This window comes from Rhizomicrobium electricum (assembly GCF_011762045.1).
GTDB lineage: Bacteria > Pseudomonadota > Alphaproteobacteria > Micropepsales > Micropepsaceae > Rhizomicrobium > Rhizomicrobium electricum.
In genome coordinates, this window is record NZ_JAASQS010000003.1 from 470,136 (window position 1) to 496,125 (window position 25,990).

General features: G+C 64.3%; 25 protein-coding genes. 12 read left to right on the forward strand and 13 right to left on the reverse strand.

The annotated features are described in order from the left end of the window. The first annotated feature begins 78 nt into the window (after nt 1–78). The gene (locus FHS84_RS07770) at nt 79–489 is read left to right on the forward strand and encodes a bacteriohemerythrin (protein ID WP_166932618.1); all 411 of its coding nucleotides are present in this window, start codon (nt 79–81) and stop codon (nt 487–489) included. On the opposite strand, the gene FHS84_RS07775 is transcribed toward FHS84_RS07770, so the two are convergent. Further along, entirely contained in the window at nt 486–1,196 is a 711-nt protein-coding gene (locus FHS84_RS07775; protein ID WP_166932620.1) for a glutamine amidotransferase, read from the reverse strand. The genes FHS84_RS07770 and FHS84_RS07775 overlap by 4 nt on opposite strands. A 123-nt stretch (nt 1,197–1,319) precedes the next feature. Here FHS84_RS07775 and FHS84_RS07780 point away from each other — a divergent pair, with 123 nt between their 5' ends. Further along, nucleotides 1,320–2,426 (forward strand): saccharopine dehydrogenase family protein, encoded by a 1,107-nt coding sequence (locus FHS84_RS07780; RefSeq protein ID WP_166932622.1) that lies wholly within the window; start codon nt 1,320–1,322, stop codon nt 2,424–2,426. A gap of 1 nt (nt 2,427) precedes the next feature. Here the strand turns inward: FHS84_RS07780 and FHS84_RS07785 are convergent, their stop codons facing one another. From FHS84_RS07785 to FHS84_RS07800, 4 genes are all read right to left on the reverse strand, one after another. Next, nucleotides 2,428–3,846, reverse strand: a complete 1,419-nt coding sequence (locus tag FHS84_RS07785) for an aldo/keto reductase (RefSeq protein ID WP_166932624.1) — start codon at nt 3,844–3,846, stop codon at nt 2,428–2,430. A 99-nt stretch (nt 3,847–3,945) separates the two neighbouring features. Beyond that, nucleotides 3,946–4,689, reverse strand: a complete 744-nt coding sequence (locus FHS84_RS07790; RefSeq protein WP_166932626.1) for a hypothetical protein — start codon at nt 4,687–4,689, stop codon at nt 3,946–3,948. Between the two features lie 55 nt (nt 4,690–4,744). Then, the gene (locus tag FHS84_RS07795; RefSeq protein ID WP_166932628.1) at nt 4,745–5,206 is read right to left on the reverse strand and encodes a DNA polymerase III subunit chi; all 462 of its coding nucleotides are present in this window, start codon (nt 5,204–5,206) and stop codon (nt 4,745–4,747) included. Then, complete coding sequence (locus FHS84_RS07800) at nt 5,206–6,699, reverse strand: leucyl aminopeptidase (protein ID WP_166932630.1); 1,494 nt, start codon at nt 6,697–6,699, stop codon at nt 5,206–5,208. The genes FHS84_RS07795 and FHS84_RS07800 overlap by 1 nt, the downstream gene beginning before the upstream one ends. 182 nt (nt 6,700–6,881) lie before the next feature. Here FHS84_RS07800 and lptF point away from each other — a divergent pair, with 182 nt between their 5' ends. The 10 genes from lptF to ppk2 all read left to right on the forward strand — a co-directional run bounded on the left by lptF (nt 6,882) and on the right by ppk2 (nt 18,817). After that, nucleotides 6,882–8,012 (forward strand): LPS export ABC transporter permease LptF, encoded by a 1,131-nt coding sequence (lptF, locus tag FHS84_RS07805; protein ID WP_166932633.1) that lies wholly within the window; start codon nt 6,882–6,884, stop codon nt 8,010–8,012. After that, on the forward strand, nt 8,009–9,100 hold the full coding sequence (lptG, locus tag FHS84_RS07810; protein ID WP_166932635.1) for an LPS export ABC transporter permease LptG: 1,092 nt from the start codon (nt 8,009–8,011) through the stop codon (nt 9,098–9,100). The genes lptF and lptG overlap by 4 nt, the downstream gene beginning before the upstream one ends. Beyond that, entirely contained in the window at nt 9,097–11,313 is a 2,217-nt protein-coding gene (locus FHS84_RS07815) for an LPS-assembly protein LptD (protein ID WP_166932637.1), read from the forward strand. The genes lptG and FHS84_RS07815 overlap by 4 nt, the downstream gene beginning before the upstream one ends. Before the next feature lie 71 nt (nt 11,314–11,384). Beyond that, nucleotides 11,385–12,800 (forward strand): peptidylprolyl isomerase, encoded by a 1,416-nt coding sequence (locus FHS84_RS07820; protein ID WP_166932639.1) that lies wholly within the window; start codon nt 11,385–11,387, stop codon nt 12,798–12,800. Beyond that, on the forward strand, nt 12,778–13,725 hold the full coding sequence (pdxA, locus tag FHS84_RS07825) for a 4-hydroxythreonine-4-phosphate dehydrogenase PdxA (RefSeq protein ID WP_166932641.1): 948 nt from the start codon (nt 12,778–12,780) through the stop codon (nt 13,723–13,725). Before FHS84_RS07820 ends, pdxA begins: the two co-directional genes overlap by 23 nt. Beyond that, on the forward strand, nt 13,722–14,579 hold the full coding sequence (gene rsmA, locus FHS84_RS07830; protein WP_166932643.1) for a 16S rRNA (adenine(1518)-N(6)/adenine(1519)-N(6))-dimethyltransferase RsmA: 858 nt from the start codon (nt 13,722–13,724) through the stop codon (nt 14,577–14,579). Before pdxA ends, rsmA begins: the two co-directional genes overlap by 4 nt. A gap of 115 nt (nt 14,580–14,694) precedes the next feature. Next, on the forward strand, nt 14,695–16,668 hold the full coding sequence (locus FHS84_RS07835) for a hybrid sensor histidine kinase/response regulator (RefSeq protein ID WP_166932645.1): 1,974 nt from the start codon (nt 14,695–14,697) through the stop codon (nt 16,666–16,668). Nucleotides 16,669–16,869: 201 nt separating this feature from the next. Beyond that, the gene (locus FHS84_RS07840) at nt 16,870–17,268 is read left to right on the forward strand and encodes a hypothetical protein (protein WP_166932647.1); all 399 of its coding nucleotides are present in this window, start codon (nt 16,870–16,872) and stop codon (nt 17,266–17,268) included. Between the two features lie 32 nt (nt 17,269–17,300). Then, a complete protein-coding gene (locus FHS84_RS07845; protein ID WP_166932649.1) occupies nt 17,301–17,747 on the forward strand; it encodes a DUF2846 domain-containing protein in 447 nt (148 codons plus the stop codon). A gap of 173 nt (nt 17,748–17,920) precedes the next feature. Next, nucleotides 17,921–18,817 (forward strand): polyphosphate kinase 2, encoded by an 897-nt coding sequence (gene ppk2 / locus FHS84_RS07850; protein ID WP_166932651.1) that lies wholly within the window; start codon nt 17,921–17,923, stop codon nt 18,815–18,817. A 9-nt stretch (nt 18,818–18,826) separates the two neighbouring features. Here ppk2 and gmk read toward each other — a convergent pair whose 3' ends face one another. From gmk to FHS84_RS07890, 8 genes are all read right to left on the reverse strand, one after another. After that, the gene (gene gmk, locus FHS84_RS07855; protein WP_166932653.1) at nt 18,827–19,468 is read right to left on the reverse strand and encodes a guanylate kinase; all 642 of its coding nucleotides are present in this window, start codon (nt 19,466–19,468) and stop codon (nt 18,827–18,829) included. A 3-nt stretch (nt 19,469–19,471) separates the two neighbouring features. Next, entirely contained in the window at nt 19,472–20,359 is an 888-nt protein-coding gene (locus FHS84_RS07860) for a YicC/YloC family endoribonuclease (protein WP_166932655.1), read from the reverse strand. A gap of 246 nt (nt 20,360–20,605) precedes the next feature. Then, nucleotides 20,606–21,583 carry an endolytic transglycosylase MltG gene (gene mltG, locus FHS84_RS07865; RefSeq protein WP_166932657.1) on the reverse strand — a complete coding sequence of 326 codons (978 nt, stop codon included), beginning with the start codon at nt 21,581–21,583 and terminating at the stop codon, nt 20,606–20,608. Between the two features lie 56 nt (nt 21,584–21,639). Next, the gene (gene fabF, locus FHS84_RS07870; protein WP_166932659.1) at nt 21,640–22,899 is read right to left on the reverse strand and encodes a beta-ketoacyl-ACP synthase II; all 1,260 of its coding nucleotides are present in this window, start codon (nt 22,897–22,899) and stop codon (nt 21,640–21,642) included. A gap of 57 nt (nt 22,900–22,956) precedes the next feature. Further along, the gene (locus FHS84_RS07875; protein WP_166932662.1) at nt 22,957–23,193 is read right to left on the reverse strand and encodes an acyl carrier protein; all 237 of its coding nucleotides are present in this window, start codon (nt 23,191–23,193) and stop codon (nt 22,957–22,959) included. A gap of 158 nt (nt 23,194–23,351) precedes the next feature. Then, the gene (gene fabG / locus FHS84_RS07880) at nt 23,352–24,092 is read right to left on the reverse strand and encodes a 3-oxoacyl-[acyl-carrier-protein] reductase (RefSeq protein ID WP_166932664.1); all 741 of its coding nucleotides are present in this window, start codon (nt 24,090–24,092) and stop codon (nt 23,352–23,354) included. Then, nucleotides 24,092–25,048, reverse strand: coding sequence for an ACP S-malonyltransferase (gene fabD / locus FHS84_RS07885; protein WP_166932666.1), 957 nt, complete (start codon nt 25,046–25,048; stop codon nt 24,092–24,094). The genes fabG and fabD overlap by 1 nt, the downstream gene beginning before the upstream one ends. A 135-nt stretch (nt 25,049–25,183) precedes the next feature. Continuing rightward, nucleotides 25,184–25,843 (reverse strand): TetR/AcrR family transcriptional regulator, encoded by a 660-nt coding sequence (locus tag FHS84_RS07890; protein WP_166932668.1) that lies wholly within the window; start codon nt 25,841–25,843, stop codon nt 25,184–25,186. Nucleotides 25,844–25,990: the final 147 nt, after the last annotated feature.

The following is a 25,990-nucleotide window of genomic DNA, read 5'->3' on the forward strand; positions in this document are numbered from 1 at the left end:
ATTTACCCATATCGTTTAAGGGGAAATTTAGGGCCGCATGGTCGAATAACGCCCAGAAGCGCCGACCGGAAGCCACCCATGCAATTCATGGTCTTCACCGACAAATTGAGCGACGGTGTGGCGTCGATCGACCATCAGCACGCGCGTCTGGTCGACATCATCAACCAGCTCTACGCGCTGGTCCTCAAGCACGATACGGCCGCTTCGCTGGAAACTGTCTTCGACGATCTGGCGCGCTATACCGAGCAGCATTTCGAATACGAGGAAAAGCTGTTCGCCGCGAACGGCTATCCCAAGCTTGAAGAACACCGCGCGCACCACGACGATTTCAGGCGGCGCCTCGCCGATTATCGCGACCGCATCGGGGGCCGCAACGACACCATTCTGGCCGCCGATCTTCTGCATGTGCTCAAGCAGTGGCTTACCGACCACATCGCGACCGACGACAAGGAGGCCTGCCGCCACCTCAACGCGTGCGGCATTCACTAGTCCTTGGCGGGACCGATTTCCTTGAGCCATCGCCCGAACACCGCGACCGCCTGCGCGGCGTAATGTGGCGCGAACTCAGCCGCGGCTTTGCGCAGCACCGGAATGTCGATTCCCGCTTTCGCCAGTTCGACCGCATGTCCGACCAGCCAGCGCTCGATCTTGAACGGATCGGCTTCGAGATGGAATTGCAGCGCCAGCGCATCGGCGCCGTAGGAAAACGCCTGGTTGGGATAGTTTTCGTTCGACACCAGCCGCGCGGCGCCTGCCGGCAGATCGAAGGTGTCGCCGTGCCAATGCAGCACCATCCCGTCCGCCAGCGGCGCCAGCGCCGAGGACTTGCCCGCGTCCGTCAGCGTCACGCGGCCGAACCCGATCTCCTTGGTGCCGCCGAAATAGACGCGCGCGCCGAGCACCGCCGCCATCGCCTGAGCACCGAGACAGATGCCGAGCGTCGGCTTGCCCGCCGCAAGGCGCTTTTCGATCGCTTTGAGCTCGTCGTTTACGAACGGATAGACATCCGTCTCGTAGATCCCGATGGGCCCGCCCAGAACGGCCAGAAGATCGGCCTCCTGCAACGCCGGATCGGAGAGATCGTCGAGCGCCGCGTCGCAATAGCGGACGGTCCAGCCCAGGCTTGCGAGCAGCGGCTCGATCAGGCCGAGGTCTTCGAATGCGACATGGCGGAGAGCGATGGCAGTGCGGGTCATGAAGGGCTTCAACAGTTCTCGAATGCGGGACCGGCTCACCATGCACCGGGCGCGACCACACGTCAAAATTCTGCTAGACCGGGCGTGCTAGACTACGCGCCGAATGGAGAAAGGGGCTCTCCCATGCCGGCAAAAATCCTCATCCTCGGCGGCACCGGCCAGACCGGACGCCTGATCGCGCGCCATGTGTTGGAGCGTTCCGACGCCATCGTCACCATTGCCAGCCGCCGGTTGGGAAAAGCCGAAGAACTCGCCGCCGATCTCGGGCGCGACCGGCCCGAGCGCGTCAAGGCTGTGGAAGTCGATGCGGGCAATGCCGAATCCCTGCGCGCCGCCCTCGCCGGCCAGACGCTGCTGGTGGTGGCGGCTCCGACCACCGCCTACGTCGAGACGGTAGCGCGTGCCGCCCTGGAGGCGGGCGTCGATTATCTCGACGTCCAGATCGGCGCCAAGAAGTTCGCGTTCCTCCAATCGCTGGCGCCCGAAATCGAAGCCAAGGGCCGCTGCTTCATCACCGAAGCCGGTTTCCATCCCGGCCTGCCCGCGGCGCTGGTGCGGTTTGCCGCGGCCCATCTCGACACCGTCGAAAGCGCCATTACCGCCTGTTATCTGTCGATCGGCCGCGACATTCCTTTTTCCGATGCGGTGGAAGAGCTGGTGGAAGTCTTCCGCAACTACAATGCGCAAGTGTTCACCGGCGGCCACTGGACCGCGCCCGGTACCTATCAGATGCGCAAGATCGCGTTCGGCGGCGATATCGGAACGCGCTCCTGCTACTCGATGTTCTTCGAAGAACTGCGGCCGCTGCCGGACCGTTATCCGTCGCTGCGCGAGACCGGCTTCTTCATGGCAGGCACCCACTGGTTCACCGATGCCGTCATATTCCCGCTTGCTTTCGTGCTGCTGAAGATCATTCCCAAGGCGACGAAGACCATCGGCCGTCTGTTGTGGTGGGGCATGACGCGTTTCCAGAAGCCGCCGTACCGGACCGAGTTGATCGTGCAGGCGAGCGGAACCCACGCCGGGCAAAAGACCGAGTTCGAAGCGGCGGTAGCGCACCGCGACGCCTACGAACTCACCGCCATTCCGGTGGCCGCCGCGATCCTGCAATACCTCGAAGGCTTGGGGCGCCGACCCGGATTGCACATGATGGGCCATCTCGCCGATCCGCGCCGTCTTTTCACCGACATGAAGCGGATGGGCGTGAAAGTCAGGACGACAGTGGCGTAACCTACGCTTCTTCCACCGCCACGACGTCGACCGGCCCAGACGGCACCTGCTCGTTGGTCAGATAGGCGCACAACGGCGCCAGCGTGGTTTGCGTGCGAGCCGGAATGGTAAGAAGCGTCTTGCCGCCCGCCTTGATCTGATACACCGCCAGCGGCTTCGCGCCCGCGACGGCGGCTTGCCAGGTGACCTTTACGCGGCCGGCATCCTTGACGACTTTCACATCGGCCGGCTGCACCAGACCTTGCGCCTTCTGCTGGAAGTAATTGGTGGTGGCGCCGTAGGCCGCTTCCGCCTGCTTTTCCAGCGCCAGCCGTTCGGCTTTGGTCATCGGCGCATCGCAGGCGGCGGCGAGATTGGCGACGAGCTGATCGTCGGCCGGATTCTTGCGGTTGATATGACCGGTGCCGATGATGGTCGTGCACACGCCCGGCAGCGAAACCGTGTAGCGCACCATGTCATGCGTGTTGAGCTTGGAGCCGCCGACCTTCTGGTTCACTTCCTGCGGACCGCGCGTCCAATGCGGCTCCTTCGAGCCGACGAAGGCGCCGTCGGCGAACACTTTCATCGCGATCACGCCCATGCCTTTGGCGAGCGCCAGCGGCAGGACGTTGTTCTGATGCGGCAGGTACTGCTTGTCGGCAACATTGAGCGCCACCAGGAGCGTGTCGAGCTCGTTGCCCTCGTCCATGCGGATCAGGCGCGACAAGACGGTAGAATCGAGATGGCCGGTGACGCCGACATGGCGCACCCAGCGCTTATGCTCGGGATTGAGGCCGGTGTAGTTGGTGCCGTCGCGATAATCGAGCAATGCCGCAAACGCGCCGATCCGGTCGCCCATCTTGCCGCCGCGGTCGGCCATGCCGACATAGATCTGCTCCACCTGTTCCAGATTGCCGATGGCGTGGATCTGGATGCAATCGAGATAGGCGCCTTCCGGAATGAAACCTTGGCCATCGCCGAACGCCTGGGTCAGTGTGCGCTTGAGATCGGTGACCGCGTTCTGGCCCGACGTATCGGCCGGATCCTTGGCGAAGCGGCGGGTCGTTTTGGAGGCGAAATACAGGCTCTCGCGCAGGTCCGCTTTGTAGCCGGGCTTGCCGGGCACCAGATTCATCCGGCGGAACGCCTCGCCGTAATGCACCTGACTGGCGCCGTAGACGTTGGCGGTGTCGAGATAGTTCACGCCGAGTTCGACCGCGCGGCAGATGATGTCGGCCGGATCGACGCCTTCCGGCGTCCATTGCAGCGATGCCTGTCCGCCGAGTCCGAGCGGGGTCACCATGAAGCCGGTGCGGCCGAGCACCTTCTTCGGAATGATCTTCGGCTTTTCGGAAATCTTGGCGGCGCGCGCCGGCTCGAACAGCGCAGCAGCGGCAGCACCCGCGCCGAGCGTGGTGAGAAGCTGACGACGATTGGCCATGGCGATCCCCGAAGCGAATTGCGCCGGCATTCTACGCCGTCCGTCGCGCGCGCGGACGCGACACAAACGGCCGCAGGACGATCAACTTGCGGTGTACGGTCAGCCCAGCTCGTCTCGGGCGATCTTGGCCCATTCGCGCTGGCGCGAACGGTAGTAACCGGGCGCGTGTTTGACCGAGTCGATGATCTCGCGGAACATCGCGTCGGCGCGCTCTTTCTGGCCTAGCTGTTTGAGCAGCAGCGCGAAGCGGCAGCGCGCCTCTTCGCCGGGATAGCGCATCACAATCGATTCATACTGATGTACGGCATCGTCGGTACGCCCGACGAGGACCAGCGAACGGGCGTAATCGAGTTCGGTGTCGGCATCCCAGGCGGCGGGATCGAGCGATTTCAGCCGCTCGAACGCGTCCACCGCACCGGCGCCGTCGCCCGCCAGGAGCTTCGCGCGCGCCAACCCCTTGAGCAGCGTCGGATCGCCTTCGCCGATCGGGCCCGCCATGGCGCCTTGATAGAGATCGACCGCATCCTGGAACATGCCGCGCTTGATGCACTCCTCGGCCAGCGCCCGCTTGGCATCGGCCGAGCCGACCCGCTCCACTTCGCGCAGCTTCTCGCGATAGCCGCGGCCGGGATCGGCCATCGAGGAGACGTTGTCGGCAAAGCGGCGCGCCGAATTCGACGAGAACAGGTCGGGAAGTACGGCGAAGACGACGTAGGCAACCCAGCCGATACCGGGCAGCATGCCGATCACAAGCAGCCACCACCACGGCCGCCCGGTGCGGATGCAGTGATAGGCGAACGCCAGCGAAATCAGCAGGTAGCCGAACGAATAGCCGTAGAACATGCGCCTGACCGTATCCCCGTCCCTGCGTAAGACTTAGGCAGTGGTCCCAGGGCAATCAACCCTGCTTTTCCCATTTTCCGGTGGGGCTTTCTTTCCAATATGTAACGTCGTGGCCCGCCGCCTTGGCCGCTTTCCACGATTCGCGCGCGACCTGCAGCGCCGACGGGTCGTGCCCGTCGAACATCAGCACGATGCGAGCGAGGGCGCGCGTTGCGTCCGCGTTCCAATCGGGCGGCGCGACACCGCCGACCAGAAACAGAATCGCGGCGCCGTTCGGATTACCGTCTTCGGTGGTGATAAGCACCGGCTGGCGCGCCGCCTCGCCGTCGCCGAGCTGGGCATGCGGCAGGAACCCATCGTTGAAGGTCCACAGCAGCGTGTCGAGCGCATCGGCGCGGTCGGCGGATTCGGTCTTGATGACCGCCCGCCAGCCGCGCTGCAGCGACTTCTCGACCAGCCCCGGAAGCACATCCTCCAGGGCCCGCCGTTCGAGGTGATAGAAGAGGGTTTCGCTCATTAATCCTCGTAATTATCCGCCACCAGCCGGTCGAGGATACGCACGCCCCAGCCGGTGGACCAGCTCGGGATCAGCGGCTTCTGTTCGCCGTCCTGCCAGGCCACGCCGGCGATATCCAAATGCGCCCACGGCGTCTTTTCGACCACGAAACGCTGCAGGAACTGCGCCGCGGTGATCGAGCCCGCATGCTGCCCGCCGATGTTCTTCATGTCGGCGATCTTGGACTTCAGGAGCTTGTCGTAGCCTTTGCCGAGCGGCATGCGCCACACCGGCTCGCCCGCCGCCTTGCCGGCCATCGTGAGCTGCTCGCTGAGCGCATCGTTGTTGGAGAACAGGCCGGCATGCTCGCTGCCGAGCGCGATCAAGATGGCGCCGGTCAGGGTGGCGAGATCGACCACGGCGCACGGCTTGAACTTGGTCTGCGCGTACCACAGCGCATCGGCAAGCACGAGGCGGCCTTCGGCGTCGGTGTTGAGCACCTCGATGGTCTGGCCCGACATCGAGGACACCACATCGTCGGGCCGCTGGGCTTTGCCGTCGGGCATGTTCTCGACCAGGCCGATGACGCCGACCGCGTTCACTTTCGCCTTGCGGGCCGCGAGAGCGCGCAGCGTGCCGATCACCGCCGCCGCGCCGCCCATGTCGCCTTTCATGCCCATCATGCCGGCGCCGCTCTTGAGCGACAGACCGCCCGAATCGAAGCACACGCCCTTGCCGACGAATGCGACCGGAGCAGCCGTCTTGCGGCGCGAACCGTGCCATTCGAGCACCACGAGCTGACTTTCGCGCTCGCTGCCCTGGCCGACGCCGAGCAGGGCGCCCATGCCGAGTCGCTTCATCTGGGCTTCGCCGAGCACGGTCACTTTCAGGCCCAGCTTGGCCAGTCCTTTGGCCCGGCGGGCGAATTCGACCGGCGACAGCACGTTCGGCGGCTCGTTGACGAGGTCGCGGGCGAAGAAAACGCCGTCCGCCACCGCCAGAAGGCGGGCATAGGCCCGGCGGGCCGCGGCGGCATCACCTGTCGCAAACGTAATTTTTTTGAGGGCGAAGCCGCGGTCGTCGAGATCCTTGGTGCGATAGGTGTCGAAGGCATAGGTTTTGAGCTTGGCGCCCAGGGCCAGATGCGCCGCCAGATCCCCTCCTTTGGCCCCCTTGAGACCCGTCAGATCGAGCGTCGCTTCGGTCTCTGTGCCGCCCTTGAGCCGGCCCAGCGCCGTCGCAGCGACGGTTTCCGCGGTCGCAGCGTCGAAATCCGCCGCCTTGCCCAGGCCAACCACGATCAGCCGCGACACTTTCAGCCCTGCCGGGGCCAGGATTTCCACGATTTGCCCCGGCTTTCCCGTGAACCGGGAGGCCTTGAGGGCCCGCTCGACGGCACCGCGGCTCGACCGGTCGGCCCTGGCCGCCGCCGGAAGCAGCTCCGGACCCTCGGTCGCACCGACCACCAGAGCGCCCGATTCCACCGCCGCCGCGGCGGCAAACGTGAACTGCATTGCAAATTCTCCTGATTTCTTAACGGGCATTCGGGGGCCTCACCCTTTACGCTGGGTTGCCCCGGTGCCACTGGGGGATGCTAAAGAAGGGGAAGATAGTTTATGTCGAATCGCCACGGGGGCAAACGCCCGGTGCGCGCGAGGTGTGCGTAACGGCCCGCTCCGGGTCTCTGGGAAGGTTCATGCGGCGTCTGTCGTCCTACGTCTTGAAGCAGTTGATCGGGCCGGTGGCGTTGTTCACCTTCCTGCTCACCTGCGTCATCTGGCTGACGCAGGCTTTGCGCCTTCTCGACCTCATCATCAACCGCGGCCAGTCGGCCGTGACGTTCCTTTACCTCTCGATGCTGGTGGTGCCGGGATTGCTCGTCATCATCCTGCCGCTCGCCTTCTTCTCAGGTGCGCTGATCGCACTGTCGCGGCTCAATAGCGAAAGCGAACTGGTGGTGATGGCCTCGGCCGGGTTCAGCCGGGTGCAGCTTGCCGTGCCGGTGTTGACCGCGGCCGTGCTGGTGATGGTGCTGACCTGGGTGTGCAGCCTGTGGGCGATGCCGGCGGGACAGCAGGCCCTCAACGCAACCTTGTTCGATATCCGCGCCAACGTCTCCACCGCCCTGCTCAACGAAGGCACGTTCAACACGCCGGCCAAAGGCCTCACCGTGTTCATCCGCGCCATCGACAATGACGGCACGATCCACGGCGCGCTGGTGCACGACAACCGCAATGCCAAGGCGCCGATCAGCTATCTCGCCGAATCCGGACGCATCGTGCAGACGCCGGCAGGCTCGCGTCTCGTCATGGTCGACGGCACCATCCAGCGCGTCGCCAAGCGGGGCGCACGGCTCAATGTGCTCAAGTTCCAGCGCTACGTCTTCGATCTCGACCAGTTCGCCGCGATCCAGCCGGCGAGCGAACGCAAGGCCAAAGAGGCGTTCATCGGCGAATTGTTCCATCCGCCGGCCGGGATCAAGGACAAGGCCCGCCGCGCCTATCTCGCCGAAGCCCACAGCCGCATCGCCGAGCCGTTCTATTGCATCGCCTTCGCGCTGATCGCGCTCGCTGCCGTCACCCAAGGCCGTCGCGCCCGCGGCGCCCATCTGCTCCGGATGACGATCGCTTGCGCCGCCGCCGCGGGCTTGCGCATCGCCGGTTACGGCGTCGCCGGACTGGCGATCGGCAACACGGCGTTCTGCATCCTGTTCTATCTCCTGCCGCTGATCGGCATCGCCGGAGCGGCGTTCGTGCTGGCGGGCGGCTTCCCCAAGCCGCTGCCCGGCGTGGCGCCGCCCTCGATGCCGACGGGAGAAACGGCATGAGCTGGTCGTGGACCCTTTACCGCTATCTCGCGCGCCAGTTCGCGTTCGGCATCGGCATGGTCTATGCCACCTTCCTGCTGCTCGCGTTTTCGATCGACGTCGTGAACCTGATCGACCGCGTCGCCGGCAAGGGCGTGACGAGCGCCGTCGTGGTCGGCATGGCGATCCTGCAATTGCCCCAGCTCGGCATCCGCATGCTGCCGTTCGCCGTGCTGCTCGGCGGCGTGTTCACCTTCGTGCGGCTGTCGCGCAGCCAGGAACTCGTCGCCACGCGCGCCGCCGGCGTATCCGCCTGGGACTTCCTGCTGCCGCCGCTGGCGGTGGCGATCACCTTCGGCGTGTTCGTGGTGGTGGCGGTGACGCCGGTTTCCTCGGCGATGCTGAACCAGTTTTCCCAGCTCGAAGCCAAATACGTCAAAGGTCAGGCCTCGCAGCTTTCGATCTCCGCCAACGGCCTGTGGCTGCGCCAGGGCGACCAGACCGGCCAGAGCGTGGTCCATGCCCTCTCGGTGGCCCGGCAGGGCGAATTCCTCGACGACGTGATCGTCTTTCTCTACGGGGCGAACGACCATATCGAGGGCCGCATCGACGCCCACACCGCCCAGCTCATGAACGGGGCTTGGCTGCTGTCCGACGCCTGGGTCTCGGGCCCGGACGGCATTCCGAAGCATTACGACCGCTACGAAGCCAAGACGACCCTGACCAAGGACCAGATCCAGGAGAGCTTCGCGCCGCCCGATACCTTGTCCTTCTGGGCCCTGCCGCACTTCATCCAGTCGGCCGAAACCGCCGGATTCTCGGCCATCCGCTACCGGCTTTACCTCTATTCGCTGCTGACCCTGCCGATTCTCCTGGCGGCTATGGTGTTCATGGGGGCCAGCTTTTCGCTCAAGCTGTCGCGCCAGGGCGGCCTGGGCCGCGTCGTTCTGATCAGTGCCTTGTCGGGCTTCGGCGTGTACTTTTTCACCGATTTGACGCGCGCGCTCGGTCAATCGGCCATTCTGCCTGCCTGGCTCGCCGCCACGGCTCCGGCAGCGGCGGCCATCATGATCGGCATGACGCTCGTCTTCCACCAGGAGGACGGATGAGACCGGTCCTGAAGCGGTTCCTGTTCGGCAGCGCGGCCCTCGCTTTCGCAGCGACGGGTGTGGTTGCGCGCGCGCAGAACACCCCCGCCGGCAAGGATATGCTGTTGCAGGCCGACACCGCGGTCTACGACGACAAGGCCAAGACCGTGACGGCCAAGGGCCACGTCGAGATCGACTACGACGGCCGCATCCTTTTGGCCGACAGCGTCACCTACAACCAGAATACCGAGGTCATCACCGCCAGCGGCCACGTCTCGCTGCTCGACAAGACCGGCAACGTCGCCTTCGCCGAGCATGTCGTGCTGACCGACAAGATGCGCGACGGCGCCATCCAGGGCTTCGGCGCCCTGCTGGACGGCCACACCCGCATGGTCGCGGCGACCGCCCAGCGCAAAGAAGGCCGCTACACCATCGCGCGGCACGTCGCCTATACGCCGTGCAAGATCTGCAACAAGCCGGGCGAACGCGTGCCGACCTGGCAGATCCGCGCCGACAAGGTCGAGCACGATCAGGTGCAGCATCGCGTCAAGTTCAAGGACGCGACGATCGAGGCGTTCGGCGTGCCGGTGTTCTACACGCCGTATTTCGCCGAACCGGACCCGTCGGTGCATTACGCCAGCGGCTTTTTGATGCCCGACGTCGGTTCGTCGAGTTCCAACGGCTACTACATCACGCTGCCGTATTACTGGAACATGTCGAAGAGCCGTGACGCCACGATCGAGCCGATGTTCACCACGCGCGGCGGCCAGGTGCTGCTGGGCGAATACCGTCAGCGCTGGAACGAAGGCGGCATGTGGCTGCAGGGTTCGGTGGCGCACAATCCGCGCGGCGGCAACTCCACGCATCGCACCCAGTACTACACGCACTTGTTCGGATCGGGACGCGCTTCGCTCGACGACACCTGGACGTTCGGTTACGACGCCCAGCTCGCTTCCAACGACACCTATCTGAAGCGCTACGACATCAGCCAGCTCGACCGGCTGGTGTCGGACCTGTTCTTCACCGGCGAACAGGGGCGCAGCCGCTTCACGGTTGCCGGCTATTTCTTCCAGGGCCTGAGGGCATCGGACAACAACCGCACCTTCCCGGTGCCGCTGCCGCTGATCGAATACACCTACATCCCGGCGCAGAAGCTGGTCGGCGGGCGGTTCCGTCTCGACATCAACACCGTGGCGCTGACGCGCGACGTCGGGACCAACAGCCAGCGCCTCACGGCCGAAGCCAACTGGCGGCTGCCCGCTGTCAGCAACAACGGCATGCTGTGGACCTTTGCGCTCGACGCCCGCGGCGACGTCTATCACACCGATTACGCCAGCGGTTATCAGCCCGGCGACGCCTATTCCGATCCCGGCACCAACGCGTCGAAGAGCGTGTTCAAGACGCGCGGCCTGCCCTATGCCGCCCTCGACTGGCGCTGGCCCTTCATCAACAGCTTTGCCAGCCGCGCCATCGTGCTCGAGCCGATCGTGCAGCTCATCGCGCAGCCTTACGGCGGCAACCTGACCGGGATGCCGAACGAAGACAGCCTTAACATCGAACTCGACGACAACAATCTTCTGAGCTTCGACCAGGTTCCCGGCAACGACCTCGTGGTGTCGGGACCGCGCGCCAATTTCGGCCTGCGGGCCGAAACGCGGTTCGAATCCGGCTACGCCGAAGCCTTGATCGGCCAGGCGCTCCGCCTCAAGGAAGATCCCGCGCTGACGGCGGTGCCGGGCGCCGGCTTCACCGGCACCAGTTCCGACCTGATCGGCCGGTTCAGCCTGAAGTTCCAGCCTTACATCGACCTTACCAATCGCATCGACATAGATGAACAAACCGGTAATGTCCGGCGCAACGAAATCTATGTGACGGGAACCTACGGTCGTAACGCGACGCGTATCAGCTATATCGAATTGTCGCCGACCCTGGGCCTGCCCGCGCGCCAGGAAGTCAACGCCCAGATCGATGTTAACTTCTACCGCAACTGGCAGGCGTTTGCGGCCATCCGTCGCGATTTAAAGTCCGACCAGACCCTCGATACCGAGTTCGGACTTGGTTACGAGGACGATTGCCTGGGAATTTCGCTGGGCTACCACCGGAAATACACGGCGGACCGCGACTTGAAGCCCTCCACCAACTACGTTTTGCGGTTCAAGCTGAAGACGTCGAATTCGCCGATTCAGCCGTTTAGCCTGTTTCCGGAAGATGTCTTCTCCTACGGGCGTCCTTGATCCCGGACGGGATTTGCTTATCCTCCGGCTCCAGCTAAAACCGGGCTGTTATTGGGAAAAAAGCGTTGGTGATGCACTCGAAGAACCATGCCCTGACAGGCCTCATGGCGGCCCTTGCGTTCGTTGCGCTGGCCGGCGCCGAACCGTTGCAGCGCGAAGCCCGCGCCGAGCCCGCTCCCGCGGCCACCCCGACCGGTGCCACGCCCGCGCCTGCGGCTCCCGACGCCAAGGCCAAAGGGAAGAAGTCGCACGAGGAAAACGGGATCGTTGCACTCGTCAACGATTTGCCGATCACCTCGTATGAACTCAAGCAGCGCATGAACCTCGTGTTCGTCACCACCAAGGTGCCGGACAATCCGGAGATCAAGAAGAAGATCCGCGAACAGGTCATCGAGCAGCTCGAGACCGAGATCCTGCAGCGCCAGGAAGCGCAGAAGAACGACATCACCATTTCGGCGGTGGAAGTCGACAAGTACATGCAGGGCATTCTCGACGACAACCACATGACCAAGGAGCAACTCACCGAGGTGCTCGCCAAGGGCGGCGTGAATATCGCCACCTTCCGCGCCCAGCTTGCGGCGCAGATCCTGTGGCAGAAAGCGGTGCAGGAGCATTACGCCGGCCGCGTCAACATCAGCCCCGAAGCGGTCGACGCCGAAATGGCCCGCATCCGCGAAGGCATCAACAAGGCGCACTTCTCGGTCTCGGAAATCTTCCTCGCGGTCGACAACCCCGATCTCGACGAGAAGGTGAAGAAGAAGGTCGAAGACCTCGCGACGCAGATCAAGGGCGGTTCGCCGTTCGCCGAAGTTGCGCGCCAATTCAGCCAGAGCCCGTCGGCGGCCCAAGGCGGCGACATCGGCACGGTCTACGACGGCCAGCTTGCTCCCGAACTCAACACCGCTCTCACCAAGATGACCACCGGCGAGATGTCCACCCCGATCCGGTCCATCGGCGGCTACTACATCCTGGCGCTGCGCCAGCGCTTCGAGCCGTCCAACGCGACGATCGAAGATATCCAGCCGGCCCAGAGGGAACTGCCCGCCACGGTATCGCTGGGCCGCCTCCTGCTCCGCCTGCCGCCCAAGCCGGCGCCGGATTACCTCACCAAGGTCAACGAGATCGCCAAGCAGATCCAGATGGCCGTTTCTCAGGCACCGTCGGGCTGCGAACTGGCCCAGAAAATTCCGGCCAGCGCCCCCGGCGTGCTCTACATGCCGCTCGGCCCGACTCGCGTCGCCGACCTCAACGCCGAGGCGCGCAACGCGCTGCAGAAGACCGAGATCGGCGGCGCCGCCGAACCGTTCCGCTCCGATGCCGGTATCGAAATCTTCGTCCGCTGCGAGCAGAAGATCGCCAAGAAGATCGCGTTCAAGATTCCGACCCGCGAGCAGGTCGAGAACCAGCTCTTCTCGGAACAGATTTCCGCCCTGGCCCGCCGGTACCAACGGGACTTGAGGCGCAATGCCAACATCGAAGTCCGCTGATCCCATTCTGCTCACCATGGGCGAGCCGGCCGGCGTCGGACCGGAAGTGGCAGTTCGGGCCTTCCAGATGCTCGGCGGCACCATCAACGGCCGTCCGCTCAAGCTGATCGGCGATCCCGACGTGTTCGTTTCCTGCGGCGCCCCGCGCGAGGCGGTGATCGCGACCAAGGCGCGGGCCACACGCGTTCCCGGCAAGCCCGATCGCGCCAATGCCGCGGCCACCATCGAAGCCATTGCGAGCGCCGTCAGCCTCGCCATGAAAGGCCAGGCGGCCGCGCTGGTGACGGCCCCGATCAACAAGCACGTCCTGATGGAGACCGGCTTCGCGTTTCCGGGCCATACCGATTTCCTGCAAGCGCTGACCGGCGCCCCGCGCGCGGTGATGATGCTGGCGTCCGAGGTGATCCGCGTCGTGCCGCTGACCGTGCACATTCCGATCGCCAAAGTGCCGGGCAGCATTTCGATCGCGTCCATCGTCGAGACGGCCGAGATCACGCTCGCCGCCTTGAAGCGCGATTTCGGGATCGCCGCGCCGCGCCTTGCGGTGGCCGGGCTCAACCCGCATGCCGGCGAAGACGGCGATATCGGTCGCGAAGAAATCGACGTCCTGCGGCCTGCCATCGCGGCCTTGCAGGCCAAGGGGCATACGGTCATCGGCCCGCTGCCGTCCGACACCATGTTCCATGGCGAAGCGCGGACGCGCTACGACGTGGCGCTGTGCATGTATCACGATCAGGCGCTGATCCCGATCAAGACGCTGTCGTTCTGGGACGGCGTCAACGTCACCCTCGGCTTGCCCATCGTGCGCACTTCGCCCGATCACGGCACCGCCTTCGAAATCGCCGGCACCGGCAAGGCCGATCCCAGAAGCATGGTCGCCGCCGTCCGGATGGCCGCCGCCATGGCGGATGCACGCGCCCGATGAGCGAGATCGATCCGCTGCCGCCGCTGCGCGATGTCATCGCCGCGCACGACCTGATGGCCAAGAAATCGCTCGGCCAGAACTTCCTGTTCGACCTCAATCTCACCCGCCGCATCGCCCGCGCCGCCGAGGCCGAAGGTGCCGTCGTCTACGAAGTGGGACCGGGGCCCGGCGGCCTGACGCGCGGACTGCTCGCCGAGGGCGCCACCAAGATCATTGCGGTCGAACGCGACGCGCGCTGTCTCGCCGCCTTGGCGGGGATTGCGGCGGCGTATCCCGGCAAACTGTCGGTGGTTTCCGACGACGCCATGAAGGTCGACGAAGCCGCGCTGCTTGCCGCCCACGGCGTTACCGGCCCGGTACGGGTGGCCGCCAACCTGCCCTACAATGTCGGCACCGCGCTGCTCATAAAGTGGCTTTCGGCCCCGCTCTGGCCGCCGTTCTTTTCCAGTCTGACATTGATGTTCCAGCGCGAAGTGGCGGAGCGCATCGTCGCCGCTCCGGGTACGGAGCATTACGGCCGGCTGTCGGTGCTGGCGCAATGGCGCTGCCGCGCCCGCATGCTGTTCGACGTCGCCCGTAGCGCCTTCGTGCCGCCGCCCAAGATCGTCTCGACCGTGGTGCGCCTGGAGCCGCTGCCCGAGCCGGTGGCGCCCGCCGCACTCGCCGACCTCGAAAAGGTCACCCAGGCCGCCTTCGGCCAACGCCGCAAGATGCTGCGCCAAAGCCTGAAGACCCTCACGCCCGACGCCGAAGCGCTGCTTGACGAGGCTGATATCGCTCCCACCGAGCGGCCGGAGCGGCTTTCGGTCGCCCAATTCGCCGCTCTCGCCAGGGCCTGGGCCGCGCGCCGCTGATTCGTCGGACATACGTAAATCCCACGGTTGAGCCCTGGCCCAAATTGTTTCACTTAGGTTAACCTCGCGGCAATCCATTGGGGCCAACCTGCCGCGGTGCCTGTGGGGGACGCGTTTGACCACGAGCAAAGACCAACTCCGCGCCGCCTTGAACGTGTCGCCTGACGCGATGTTCGTGCTCGACAAGCTCGGCACGGTCGTCGAGGTCAACGACGCGGCGGTGGAGTTGTTCGGCTACGTCCCGGATGAACTCATCGGGCAACCGGCCCGCATTTTCGTGCCGGAAAAGACCGTCGGGTACCATCGCCAGAGCTATCAGAGCTTTTTTACCCGCCCGGTGCGCCAGAAGCTGACCAGCGCCATGCACATGCCGCTGCGGACCAAGTCCGGTCAGGAACTTCCGGTCGAGGTCACCATCGGTCCGCTGACGATGGCAGGCAGTCTCTACGCGGTTTGCAGCGTGCGGGATATCTCGGCGCATGCCAAACGCGAAGAGCAGTTCCGCGCCACCATCGATGAACTGGACCGCCGCCTGCGCGCGTCGGAACTCGATTTCCGCCGCACCAACGAGCATTTCAAGCTGTTTCTCAAGCACGCGCCGGCCGCCATTGCGCTGGTCGACCGGCAGATGCGCTATCTGATCGTCAGCGACCGCCTCTTGGAGGACTTCGGCCTCAAGGAGAGCGACGTCCATGGCATGTCCATGTACGACGTATTTCCCGACATGCCCGAGCGCTGGAAGGATGCCCATCGCCGCTGCCTCGCCGGCGAGACGCTGGGCGCCGACGAAGATGCCTTCGTGCGCGCCAACGGAAGCACCGAATGGCTGACCTGGGAAATGCATCCCTGGCGGACGACCGACGGCCGCATCGCCGGCATTTTCCTGGTCAGCGAACTGATTACCGCGCGCAAGAACGCCGAAACGGCGCTGAAGAAAAGCTATCTCGAACTCGAACAGCGCGTCGCCGAGCGGACCGCCGAACTCGAGCGCCTCAAGAACGACGCCACCCGCGCCAACACGCAGAAATCCTGGTTCGTCGCCGCCGCATCGCACGATCTGCGCCAGCCGCTGCAGGCCTCGCTCGCCTATCTGTCGGTGCTGTCGCGCAAGGCCGGCCGCGAAGATCTTGAGGAGTTGTGCGAGAAATCGCGCCAGCCGCTGAAGGCGATGAGCGATATCCTCGATGTGCTGCTCGACATCTCCGATCTCGAAAGCGGCCACGTCAAGCCGCAGATGCAGGACTTTTCACTCGGCGACCTGCTGCAGCGGGTCATCGCCAACGCCCAGCATCAGGCCCAGGAAAAGGGATTGCGCCTCTCCTGCTTGCCGACCGAACTCACGGTGCATTCGGACCCGCGCCTGCTGGAACGGGTGGTTTCGAACTTCGTCACCAACGCCATCCGCTACACCGACAAGGGCCTGATCGGCATTTATTGCGAGGCGTCCGGAAGCAAGGTCTGCATTTCCGTCACCGATACCGGCATCGGCATTCCGGCCGACGCCCTCGGCGTCATTTTCGAGGATCACGTCCAGCTCGCCAATCCGGCGCGCGACCGCCGCAAGGGACTGGGGCTTGGCCTGTCCATCGCCAAGCGCATCGCCGACGCACTCGGCCATCGCATCTCGGTGCAGTCCGAACTCGGCTCGGGCTCGTCCTTCTCGATCGAACTGCCGCAAAGCAGCGTCGCCGTTGCGCGCGCACCTGCCGCCCCGGAGAAAACCGCCGCGGCGGCCGAGCATCCCGTCGTGCTTCTGATCGACGACGATCAGGATGTCGCTGAAGCGATGCAGATGCTGCTGCAATCCTACGACTTCGAGACCTATATGGCGTCGAGCCGCGACGCCGCGCTGGCGATGCTGGAGTCCGGGTTGGTACCCGGACTGGTCCTGTGCGACTACCGCATGCCCGGCGCCAACGGCATCGACGTGATCCGCCAACTCCGCCAAACCCTCGAAACCGAAGTGCCCGCGGTCATCATGACCGGCGACATGGGCCTGACGAGCTGCGATCTCAAACGCTGCGCCGTGCTGCACAAGCCGGTCGACGTCGACAAGTTCTTCGCAGTGATCGGAACCTTGGCGGCCTGACCGGCTTTTTTTCATAGCGGGCGCGTACAGCCATCCCGACAACCGGTCCGCGGTTTCTCACAAAAGAAGAATTTATGGGACCGGTACCGCGTGGAACTGTCGCAATCGGCAACCATTCCGCGTCGACAGTTTGCACCCTAAGCTCTCCTTGGGGGTTGGCTCGGAACTGGGGAATATCCGGGCAGCGTGCGGGGGAGCATCATGAAAACGCGGGCTTGGCAGCTTTGCTGCGTGGCGATCTGTGCTGCGTGGCTTGGCGGATGCGCGTTCAACATCATCAGTGTACGTCAGAATCCCGCGCATTATGAGGCGATCGCCGGGACGGGCGCTTCCTGGTCGCTGACGACCGGCGTCAGGGTCGGTCTGCCGGAAGGCAAGACCTCGCCGCTCAAAACGACGTCGGTGTGGCATCAGGTTGGCCGCATCGAACAGGGCGATGTGTTCCATACATCGGACCAGAACGTCTGGGTGGTGGCATCGCACCAGCACGAGGCCGACATCGTCATTCGCGACGGCCGTATCGTCGGGTTCTTCCTTGTCTACGAACGGACCTTCGCCCCCGCCGACAAGCCTGTCGACATCAAGACCACAAGCCGGTGAGTTCGTCACAACAATCCTCGGAGGAGACGTCAATGTTCAACAAGATTGCACAACCCGTTCTCGCCTGTTGCCTGCTGCTGTTCCTGGCTGCCTGCGCTTCGAGCGGCCCGATCTTCAAGGATGCGCAGGCGAACGTCGCGCCCGTCGCCGCCGACAGCGGCCGAATCTTCTTCTATCGTCCGTCGTCGATGTTTGGCGCCGCAGTGCAGCCGTCGATCAAACTCAACGGCGAGAAGGTCGGCGAATCGATTCCTGGCGGCTACTTCTTCGTCGACAAGCCGGTCGGCTCGTACAAGATTTCGACCGAAACCGAAGTCGAGCGCGACTTGACGCTGGTGCTCGAAGCCGGTCAGACAAAGTACGTCAAGACGCATGTCTCGATGGGCTTTGCCGTCGGTCACGTCTCGCCGGAAATCATCGAGCCGGATGTCGCGCTCAAGGAAATCATCGACTGCCATCTGACGACGCTGAAGAAATAGTCAGCCATCGTTTCGCCAAGAGCCCGGTTCGCCGGGCTCTTTTTTTGCCCGCCCGGCCGCCGCCGCCCGCCCCCGGTAGGTACCACCCCATATTGCCGCCCAGCCTTTGCTTCGTTAACGAACCTTTGGCCACGATGCGGCATTATGGCCGTTCCGATTCTGCGGGTATCCCCATGAGCGTCCATCACCAGCTTCATCACCTCCATCTCGGCGGCGAGATCCTGCGCAACGCCAAGGAACGGGCGCGGGTCGAAAAGCACTGGCATGTGCTGGGTGACGCCAAGCCGCCCAAGCCGCCGAAGAAGAAGTATTCCTACATCGAGGAACTGACGCGGCTGCAGTTCGAACTTCTGAAGCTGCAGGAATGGGTGCGGCTGCAAGGCCTCAAGGTCGTCGTCATTTTTGAAGGCCGCGATGCGGCGGGCAAAGGCGGCGTCATCAAGCGCATCAACGAATGCCTCAATCCGCGCTCCTGCCGCGTGGTGGCGTTGGCGACGCCGACCGAAAAGGAACGCGGCCAGTGGTATTTCCAGCGTTACGTCGAGCAGCTTCCGGGTAAGGGCGAGATCGTGCTGTTCGACCGCTCCTGGTACAATCGCGCCGGCGTCGAGCACGTGATGGGGTTCTGCACCAAGGAGGAATACAAGGAGTTCCTGCGTTCCTGCCCGCTGTTCGAGGAAATGCTGGTGCGCAGCGGTATCATCCTCATCAAGTACTGGTTCAGCGTCAACGACGAGGAGCAGGAAAAGCGCTTCATGGAGCGCATGAAGAATCCGATCAAGCGCTGGAAGCTGTCGCCGATGGATATCGAAAGCCGCGAGCGCTGGGTCGAATACTCCAAGGCCAAGGACGCCATGCTGAAGCATACCGACCGCAAGCTGACGCCCTGGTACCTCATCAACGCCGACAACAAGAAAAAGGCGCGCCTCAACTGCATCGCGCACTTGCTGCGGCAGATCCCCTACAAGGATTTGCAGCCGGTGCAGATCGAACTGCCGCCGCGCCAAGCCGATAGCGGCTACCGCCGCCCCAAGAAATCGAAGCAGAACTGGGTCAAGGAGTGGTATTGAGCAGCGGGCTCAGTTCGCTTCCGGACGCATCAGCCCATCGACGAACCGCACCAGTCCGGGCTGGCGTTCGCGCTTGAGGCGTTCGGCCTGGAGAATGACGCGCACCTGTTCCTGCGCGCGTGCGACATCGTCGTTGACCACGACATAATCGTATTCCGCCCAATGGCTGATTTCGCCGTCGGCCTTGGCCATGCGCTTGGCGATGACGTCCGGCGGGTCCTCGGCGCGGCCGCGCAAGCGGCGTTCGAGTTCTTCGCGACTCGGCGGCAGCACGAAGATCGACACCACGTCGTCGCGCGCCTGCTGGCGAAGCTGCTGGGTGCCTTGCCAGTCGATGTCGAACAGCACGTCGCGGCCCGCCGCCAGCGCATCGAACACCGGCTGCTTGGGCGTGCCGTAGTGATTGCCGAACACCACCGCGTGCTCGAGGAACTCGTCCTGCTGCACCATGCGCAGGAAATCCTCGATGTCCTTGAAGTGATACTCGCGGCCGTCGACTTCGCCGGGGCGCGGGCTTCGCGTCGTCGCCGACACGCTCATGGTCAGGTCGGGATCGGTCTTGAGGAGCCAGCGCGCCAGCGTGGATTTGCCCGCGCCCGACGGCGAGGACAGCACCAGCATCAAACCGCGGCGTTGGATTTCGACGGTCATGATCTACTCGACATTCTGCAACTGTTCCCGGAACTGATCGATCGCGGTCTTGAGATCGAGCCCCAGCCGCGTCAGGTCGATATCGGACGATTTCGAGCACAGCGTGTTGGCTTCGCGATTGAATTCCTGCGCCAGGAAATCGAGGCGGCGGCCCACGGTGTCGCCGGACCCGATCAGGCGGCGGGCTTCCGAGACGTGCGCGCCGAGGCGGTCGATCTCTTCGCGGATGTCGGCCTTGGTGGCGAGCATCGCGATTTCCTGCTCCAGCCGTTCGGCCGACACCGTGCCCGGCGCGACCAGATCGGCGAGCTGCGCGGCGAGGCGGTCGCGGATCGCGGCGGGCTGGGTCGCGGCGCACTGCGTGGCGGCTTCGGTGAGGCGCGCGATTTCGTCGATCTGTCCCGTCAACACGACGGCGAGCTTGGCGCCTTCGATGCTGCGCGCCTTGGCGAGCGCATCGAAACAATCAGCCAGCGTCTTCAGCACCGCGGTATCGCGCGCCGCCTGCGCCTCCGGATCGGGCAGCGAACCTTCGTCCTGGATGATGACGCCCTTGAGCGCCAGAAGTCCGTCGACGCGCGCCGGCGCGAGGCCGGTCTCGCCGGCCACGTCCTGCGCGATCTTCACCGCCGCCGCCAGCGCCACCGGATCGACCCGCAGCCCGCGCGTCGCCGCGCCGGGATCGTAGGATAGCGTCGCCTGCAGATTGCCGCGCTTGAAGCGGCTGGTGGCCAGCGCCCGCGCCGCCGGCTCGATGCTTTCGAAACCGGGCGGCAGGCGCAAACGCAGTTCGAGACCGCGGCCGTTGACGCTGCGCGCTTCCCAGCGCCAGCGGGCGGCATCGAGCCCGCCATGGCCTTCGGCAAAACCGGTCATGCTTACAAGCGCCATGTCACCGCCTCCAGAATCGCGCGGACCTTACAGCCGCATAAACACACTGTCATCCCCGGCCGACCCTGCGCAGCCGAAGGCGAAGCATGGGGAGGGGAAGGGGACCCAGGTTTTGCAGGCAAAAATATGTTCGGGATCGAGCGAGAACACCGGTGCCACACATCCAAAAGCGTGCGGCACCACGACCTGGGTCCCCTTCCCTTCGCATCGCGCTACGCGCGATTGCTCAGCCGGGGATGACAGTCGTTATTTCTCGCCCTTCAAATGGATTCTCCGCCATTTGATGACGTTCTTCGTCTGATCGTCGATGTTGTCGGCGAAGACGTGGCCGCCGGTGCCGTCGGCGACGAAATAGAGGTCCTTCGTATCGGCCGGGTTGAGCACCGCGGCGATCGCATCCTTGCCGGGATTGCAGATCGGATGCGGCGGCAGGCCGGTGATGACATAGGTGTTGTATGGCGTCTCGCCGTGGACTTCGCTTGCGAGCAAACGGCGACCGATCGGATAGCCCTTGGTGATGCCGTAGATGATGGTGGGATCGCTTTCGAGCTTCATGCCGATGCGAAGTCGGTTCATGAACACCGAGGCGATGTGCGGACGCTCGGACGCGATGCCGGTTTCCTTCTCGACGATGGAGGCCAAGACGATCGCTTCTTCCTTGGTCTTGATCGGCAGATTGGGCGCGCGCTTGGCCCACAGTTCGTCGATCAATTCCTTCTGCGCCTTCTGCATCTTGGCGATCAGGCCCTGGCGGGTCTGGCCGCGCTCGAACAGATACGTCTCCGGCAACAGGCTGCCTTCCCGCGGCACCGCGCCGGCGGGCCCTTTCAGCGTCTCGTCGTTCTTGACGAGATCGTAGGCCATCTGGCTGGTCAGACCTTCGGCCACCGTCACCTTGTGGACGATCGACTTGCCTTCCACCAGCAGGTTCATGATGTCCTGCATCGAGGCTTTGCTCGGGATGGCGTATTCGCCGGCCTTCAGCGCCGCGGTCTTATGCAGCGCCCGCACCGCGACCTGGAACACTTCGGGATGCTGGATCACGCCCGCGTCGCTCAGCGCCTGCGCCACGCCTTTGAGGCCGACGCCGCTCTTGATCATCACGACGGTTTCGCTGCCGGATTTGGCGGCCGGTCCGGGGGCCTTGAACGCCGCATAACCCCACTCCACCGCGCCGGCGACGATCACGGCGACGAGGAACAGAAACACCAGAACTTTCTTCATGGCCCCCTACCCTGCGCCCAGGCCAGAAACACCGGTCGCGCTCGCGGCGTGCGCTTCTATTCCGGGCGGGTCAAAATCAGACAGGCGTTGGTACCGCCGAAACCGAACGAATTCGACATCGCGACACGCACCTCGCGCTTGATGGCGGTATGCGGAACCAGGTTCAAGCTGGTTTCGACGTCGGGATTGTCGAGATTGAGGGTCGGCGGAATGATGCCGTCGCGCATGGCGAGGATGCAGAAGATCGCCTCCACCGCACCGGCCGCACCCAAGAGGTGACCGGTCGCCGATTTGGTCGAAGACATCGGCTTGCCCGGCGCCGCATCGCCCAGGAGCCGCTCCACCGCTTTGAGTTCGATGCCGTCGGCCATCGTGGAGGTGCCGTGGGCATTGATGTAGTCGATATCGGCCACACTCAGCCCCGAGCGCTTCAGCGCCATCTGCATGGCGCGGTAACCGCCGTTGCCGTCTTCGGCCGGCGCCGTGATGTGATAGGCGTCGCCCGACAGGCCGTAGCCTTTCACTTCGGCGTAAATCTTGGCGCCGCGTGCCTTGGCGTGTTCGAGTTCCTCGAGCATCACCATGCCGGCGCCTTCGCCCATGACGAAGCCGTCGCGATCCCGGTCGTAGGGCCGCGACGCCTTTTCGGGCGTGTCGTTGTACTTGGTCGCCAATGCACGGCAGGCGTTGAAACCCGCCACGCCGATGCGGCAGATCGAGGCCTCGGCCCCGCCCGCCAGCATGACGTCGGCATCGTCGAGCGCGATCATCCGCGCCGCGTCGCCGATGGCATGAGCGCCGGTGGCGCAGGCCGTCACCACGGCCGAATTCGGCCCTTTGTAGCCGAACCGGATCGAGGCGTGGCCCGACACCAGATTGATCAGGCGGCCGGGAATGAAGAACGGCGAAATCCGGCGCGGGCCTTTTTCGGCCAGCACCAAAGAGGCCTCCGCGATCCCTTCGAGACCGCCGACGCCCGAACCGATCATGACACCGGTGCGTTCGCGCTCTTCCTCGGTCCGAGGCTCCCAGCCCGAGTCGGTGACCGCCTGCTGCGCGGCAGCAAGGCCGAAGACGATGAACTCGTCGACCTTGCGCTGCTCTTTCAGTTCCACATAGGCGTCGGCATTGAACGTGGCGTTCGTGCCGTCGCCCTTGGGAACCATGCAGGCGATCTTGGTGGCAAGATCGTCGGTGTTGAACTTGTCGATGCGACGCGCGCCCGACTGTCCGGCAACCAAACGCTCCCAGGTGCTTTCCACGCCGCTGGCAAGCGGCGTGACAAGCCCCAGTCCTGTCACTACGACTCTACGCATGTGAAATCAGGCGCAACGTTACCGAGTCGTCCCCGCGTTGCGCCTCCCGATCGGCTGTCAGGCGTTGGCTTTGTCGATGTACTTGACGGCGTCGCCGACCGTCACGATCGACTCCGCAGCGTCGTCCGGAATTTCGATACCGAATTCCTCTTCAAACGCCATCACCAGTTCGACGGTGTCCAAGCTGTCGGCGCCGAGGTCTTCGATGAACGACGCTGTGTCGGTGACCTTCTCGGCATCCACGTTGAGATGCTCGACGACGATCTTCTTCACGCGTTCGGCAGTATCGCTCATTGCTTGTCTAAGCCTTTCCTTCGTTTTTTTCACGCCGCGCTTGCGTTGGACATGGCCCGCGGCAAGGGCCCTCACTGATCCTGTTCGAGTGGGGGTTGGCAGCTTCGTAACACAAAGACATACCGACCGCCACAGGCACTAAGTGACTGAATTAACAACTAAACCATAGCAAGACCGCCATTGACATGGACGGTCTGACCGGTCACGTACCCCGCTTCGTCGCTGGCGAGATAAACCACGGCCGCGGCGATATCCGCCGGAGAACCCATACGGGCGGCTGGGATTTTCGCCGATATAGCCTGTTTCTGCGCGTCGGTCAGCACGTCGGTCATCGGTGTGCCGATGAAACCGGGGGCGACGCAATTCACCGTTACGCCGCGGCTGGCGACTTCATAGGCGATGGATTTCGACATGCCGGCGAGGCCCGCCTTGGCCGCGGCATAATTGCACTGGCCGGGATTGCCGGTCGAGCCGATGACCGAAGTCACCGAGATGATACGGCCCCAGCGCTTCTTCATCATGCCCCTCAGGCAGGCGCGCGACAGGCGGAAGGCGGCGGTGAGATCGACGGCGAGCACCGTTTCCCACTCCTCGTCCTTCATCCGCATCGAAAGGTTGTCCTTGGTCACACCGGCGTTGTTGACCAGGATATCGATCGGCGCGCCCGCAGCCGCTTCGGCCGCTTTCGGCAGCGCCTCGACCGACGCCGCGTCGGCGAGATTGCAGGTCGCCACGAAGGCGCGCTCGCCGAGTTCGGCTTTCAGCGCTTCCAGCGCTTCGGCGCGGGTCCCCGACAGCACAACGGTGGCGCCTTGGGCATGCAGCGCTTTGGCGATACCGCCGCCGATGCCGCCGGACGCGCCGGTGACCAGCGCGACTTTACCGGTAAGATCGAACATCAAAGGGTCCTCGCGAAGGCTTCGATATCGGCCGGCGTATCGAGACTGACGTTGGCCAGATCCCGGTCGATGCGCTTGACCATGCCGGTCAGAACCTTGTTGCCGCCGAATTCGACCGTGGTGTCGACGCCGAGGCCGCGGAACGAGAGCACGCTCTCGCGCCAGCGCACCCGGCCGGTGACCTGTTCGACCAGGAGGCGGCGGATGGCATCGGGCTCGGCAGTCGGCAGCGCGGTGACGTTCGCCACCACCGGCACGACCGGCGGCTGGATGGTCACGGCAGCCAGCGCTTCCGCCATTTTATCGGCGGCGGGCTGCATCATCGGGCAATGGAACGGCGCGGAAACGGCCAGCGGCAGTGCGCGTTTGACGCCTTTGACCTTGGCGAGTTCGCCGGCGCGGGTCACGGTCGCCTTGAGGCCGGAGATAACGACTTGGCCTGGGGCGTTGTCGTTGGCGACGACGCAGACGGGATGGGCTTCCACCGCATCGGCGACGGCTTCCTTGGCAACCTCTTCGGCCAGCGCCACGTCGGCGCCGATCAGAGCGAACATCGCGCCTTCGCCGACCCGAACGGCGGCCTGCATGGCCTGGCCGCGGATTTTCAAGAGACGCGCGGTATCGGCAAGGCTGAAGGCGCCGGCAGCGCACAGGGCCGAATATTCGCCGAGCGAATGGCCGGCCACCAGCTTGCCGTGGGTATGGAGTTCGAAGCCCGCTTCGCGCTGCATCACCCGCAGCACGGCGATCGAGGCGGCCATGATGGCGGGCTGGGCATTCTCGGTGAGAACCAGATCGGCCTCGGGGCCTTCCCACATCAGGCGGGAGAGATTCTGCGACAGCGCTTCGTCGACTTCCTGGAAAACATCGCGGGCCGAGCTGAAGGCATCGGCGAGCACCTTGCCCATGCCGACGGCCTGGCTGCCCTGCCCCGGAAAGATGAATGCGCGCGTCATGACAACCGTGCCCCTAAACCGAGAAACCACCGCGATAATGCGACGGTCCTCGAAGCCGGGCGAGACAAATCAAGCGGCGTACCTTAAGTCAAGCACAGGTCCGTTGCCGCGCGGGTCCGCGCGCCAAAGTCACAGTCAAGACCTGTCGTTTTCCCGTGCCGAGCGACTCAAGGTCTCGTTGCCGTAGGCCGCCAGAAACACGGCGGTAATCCTGCGCGTTTCGGCTTCCAGCGCGACGCCGTCCGGGGCCTCGATCGAGTTCCACAGCCGCTGGGTGTGCAGATTTCCGGCGGTGAGATCGAGGAATGTGTCGGCCGCCTCCAAGGGATTGCAGGGCCGCAGCGTGCCTTCGGCCACCAGTTTGGCGAAGTAGCGTGCGATTCGCTCCAGCCCGCGGTGGACCGCCAGTTCGTAGGTCGTTTTGCCGATTTCCGGAAAGCGGCCGGCTTCGGCGATGATGAGGCGATAGCCCGACACGATGGTATCGCTGAGCAGCCCGTCGAGGCAGCGGCGCACCAGTTCGGTAATCGCCTCATTGGGGTCTTCGGCCGTCAGCCTGAGATTGAAGATGCGGTCGAAAAGACCGGTCGTTTCACGATCGATGACCGCGACGAACAGATCTTTCTTGGACGGGAAATAGCTGTAGAGAGTCGCCTTCGAACCGCCGACCAGGGCCGCGATCCGGCTCATCGAGGTCCCGGAGTAGCCGTCCTGCAGAAAGGCCTCGCGCGCGATATCCAGAATCGCAGCACGACGCTCGTCGGGACTGGGTTTGCGGCCTTCGACCATTACCATGTCCGCTTCTTAGCCTCCGCGCCTGCCTGGGCGTAAGAGTTTTCGCTTGACTTCAGCGCCGCACACGCTACTGTACTGTACGGTACAGTCAATAAGAGCTCGCGCAGAGCTTCGCCTATTGGCGAATGACTGCAAGGGCGGCGGCGC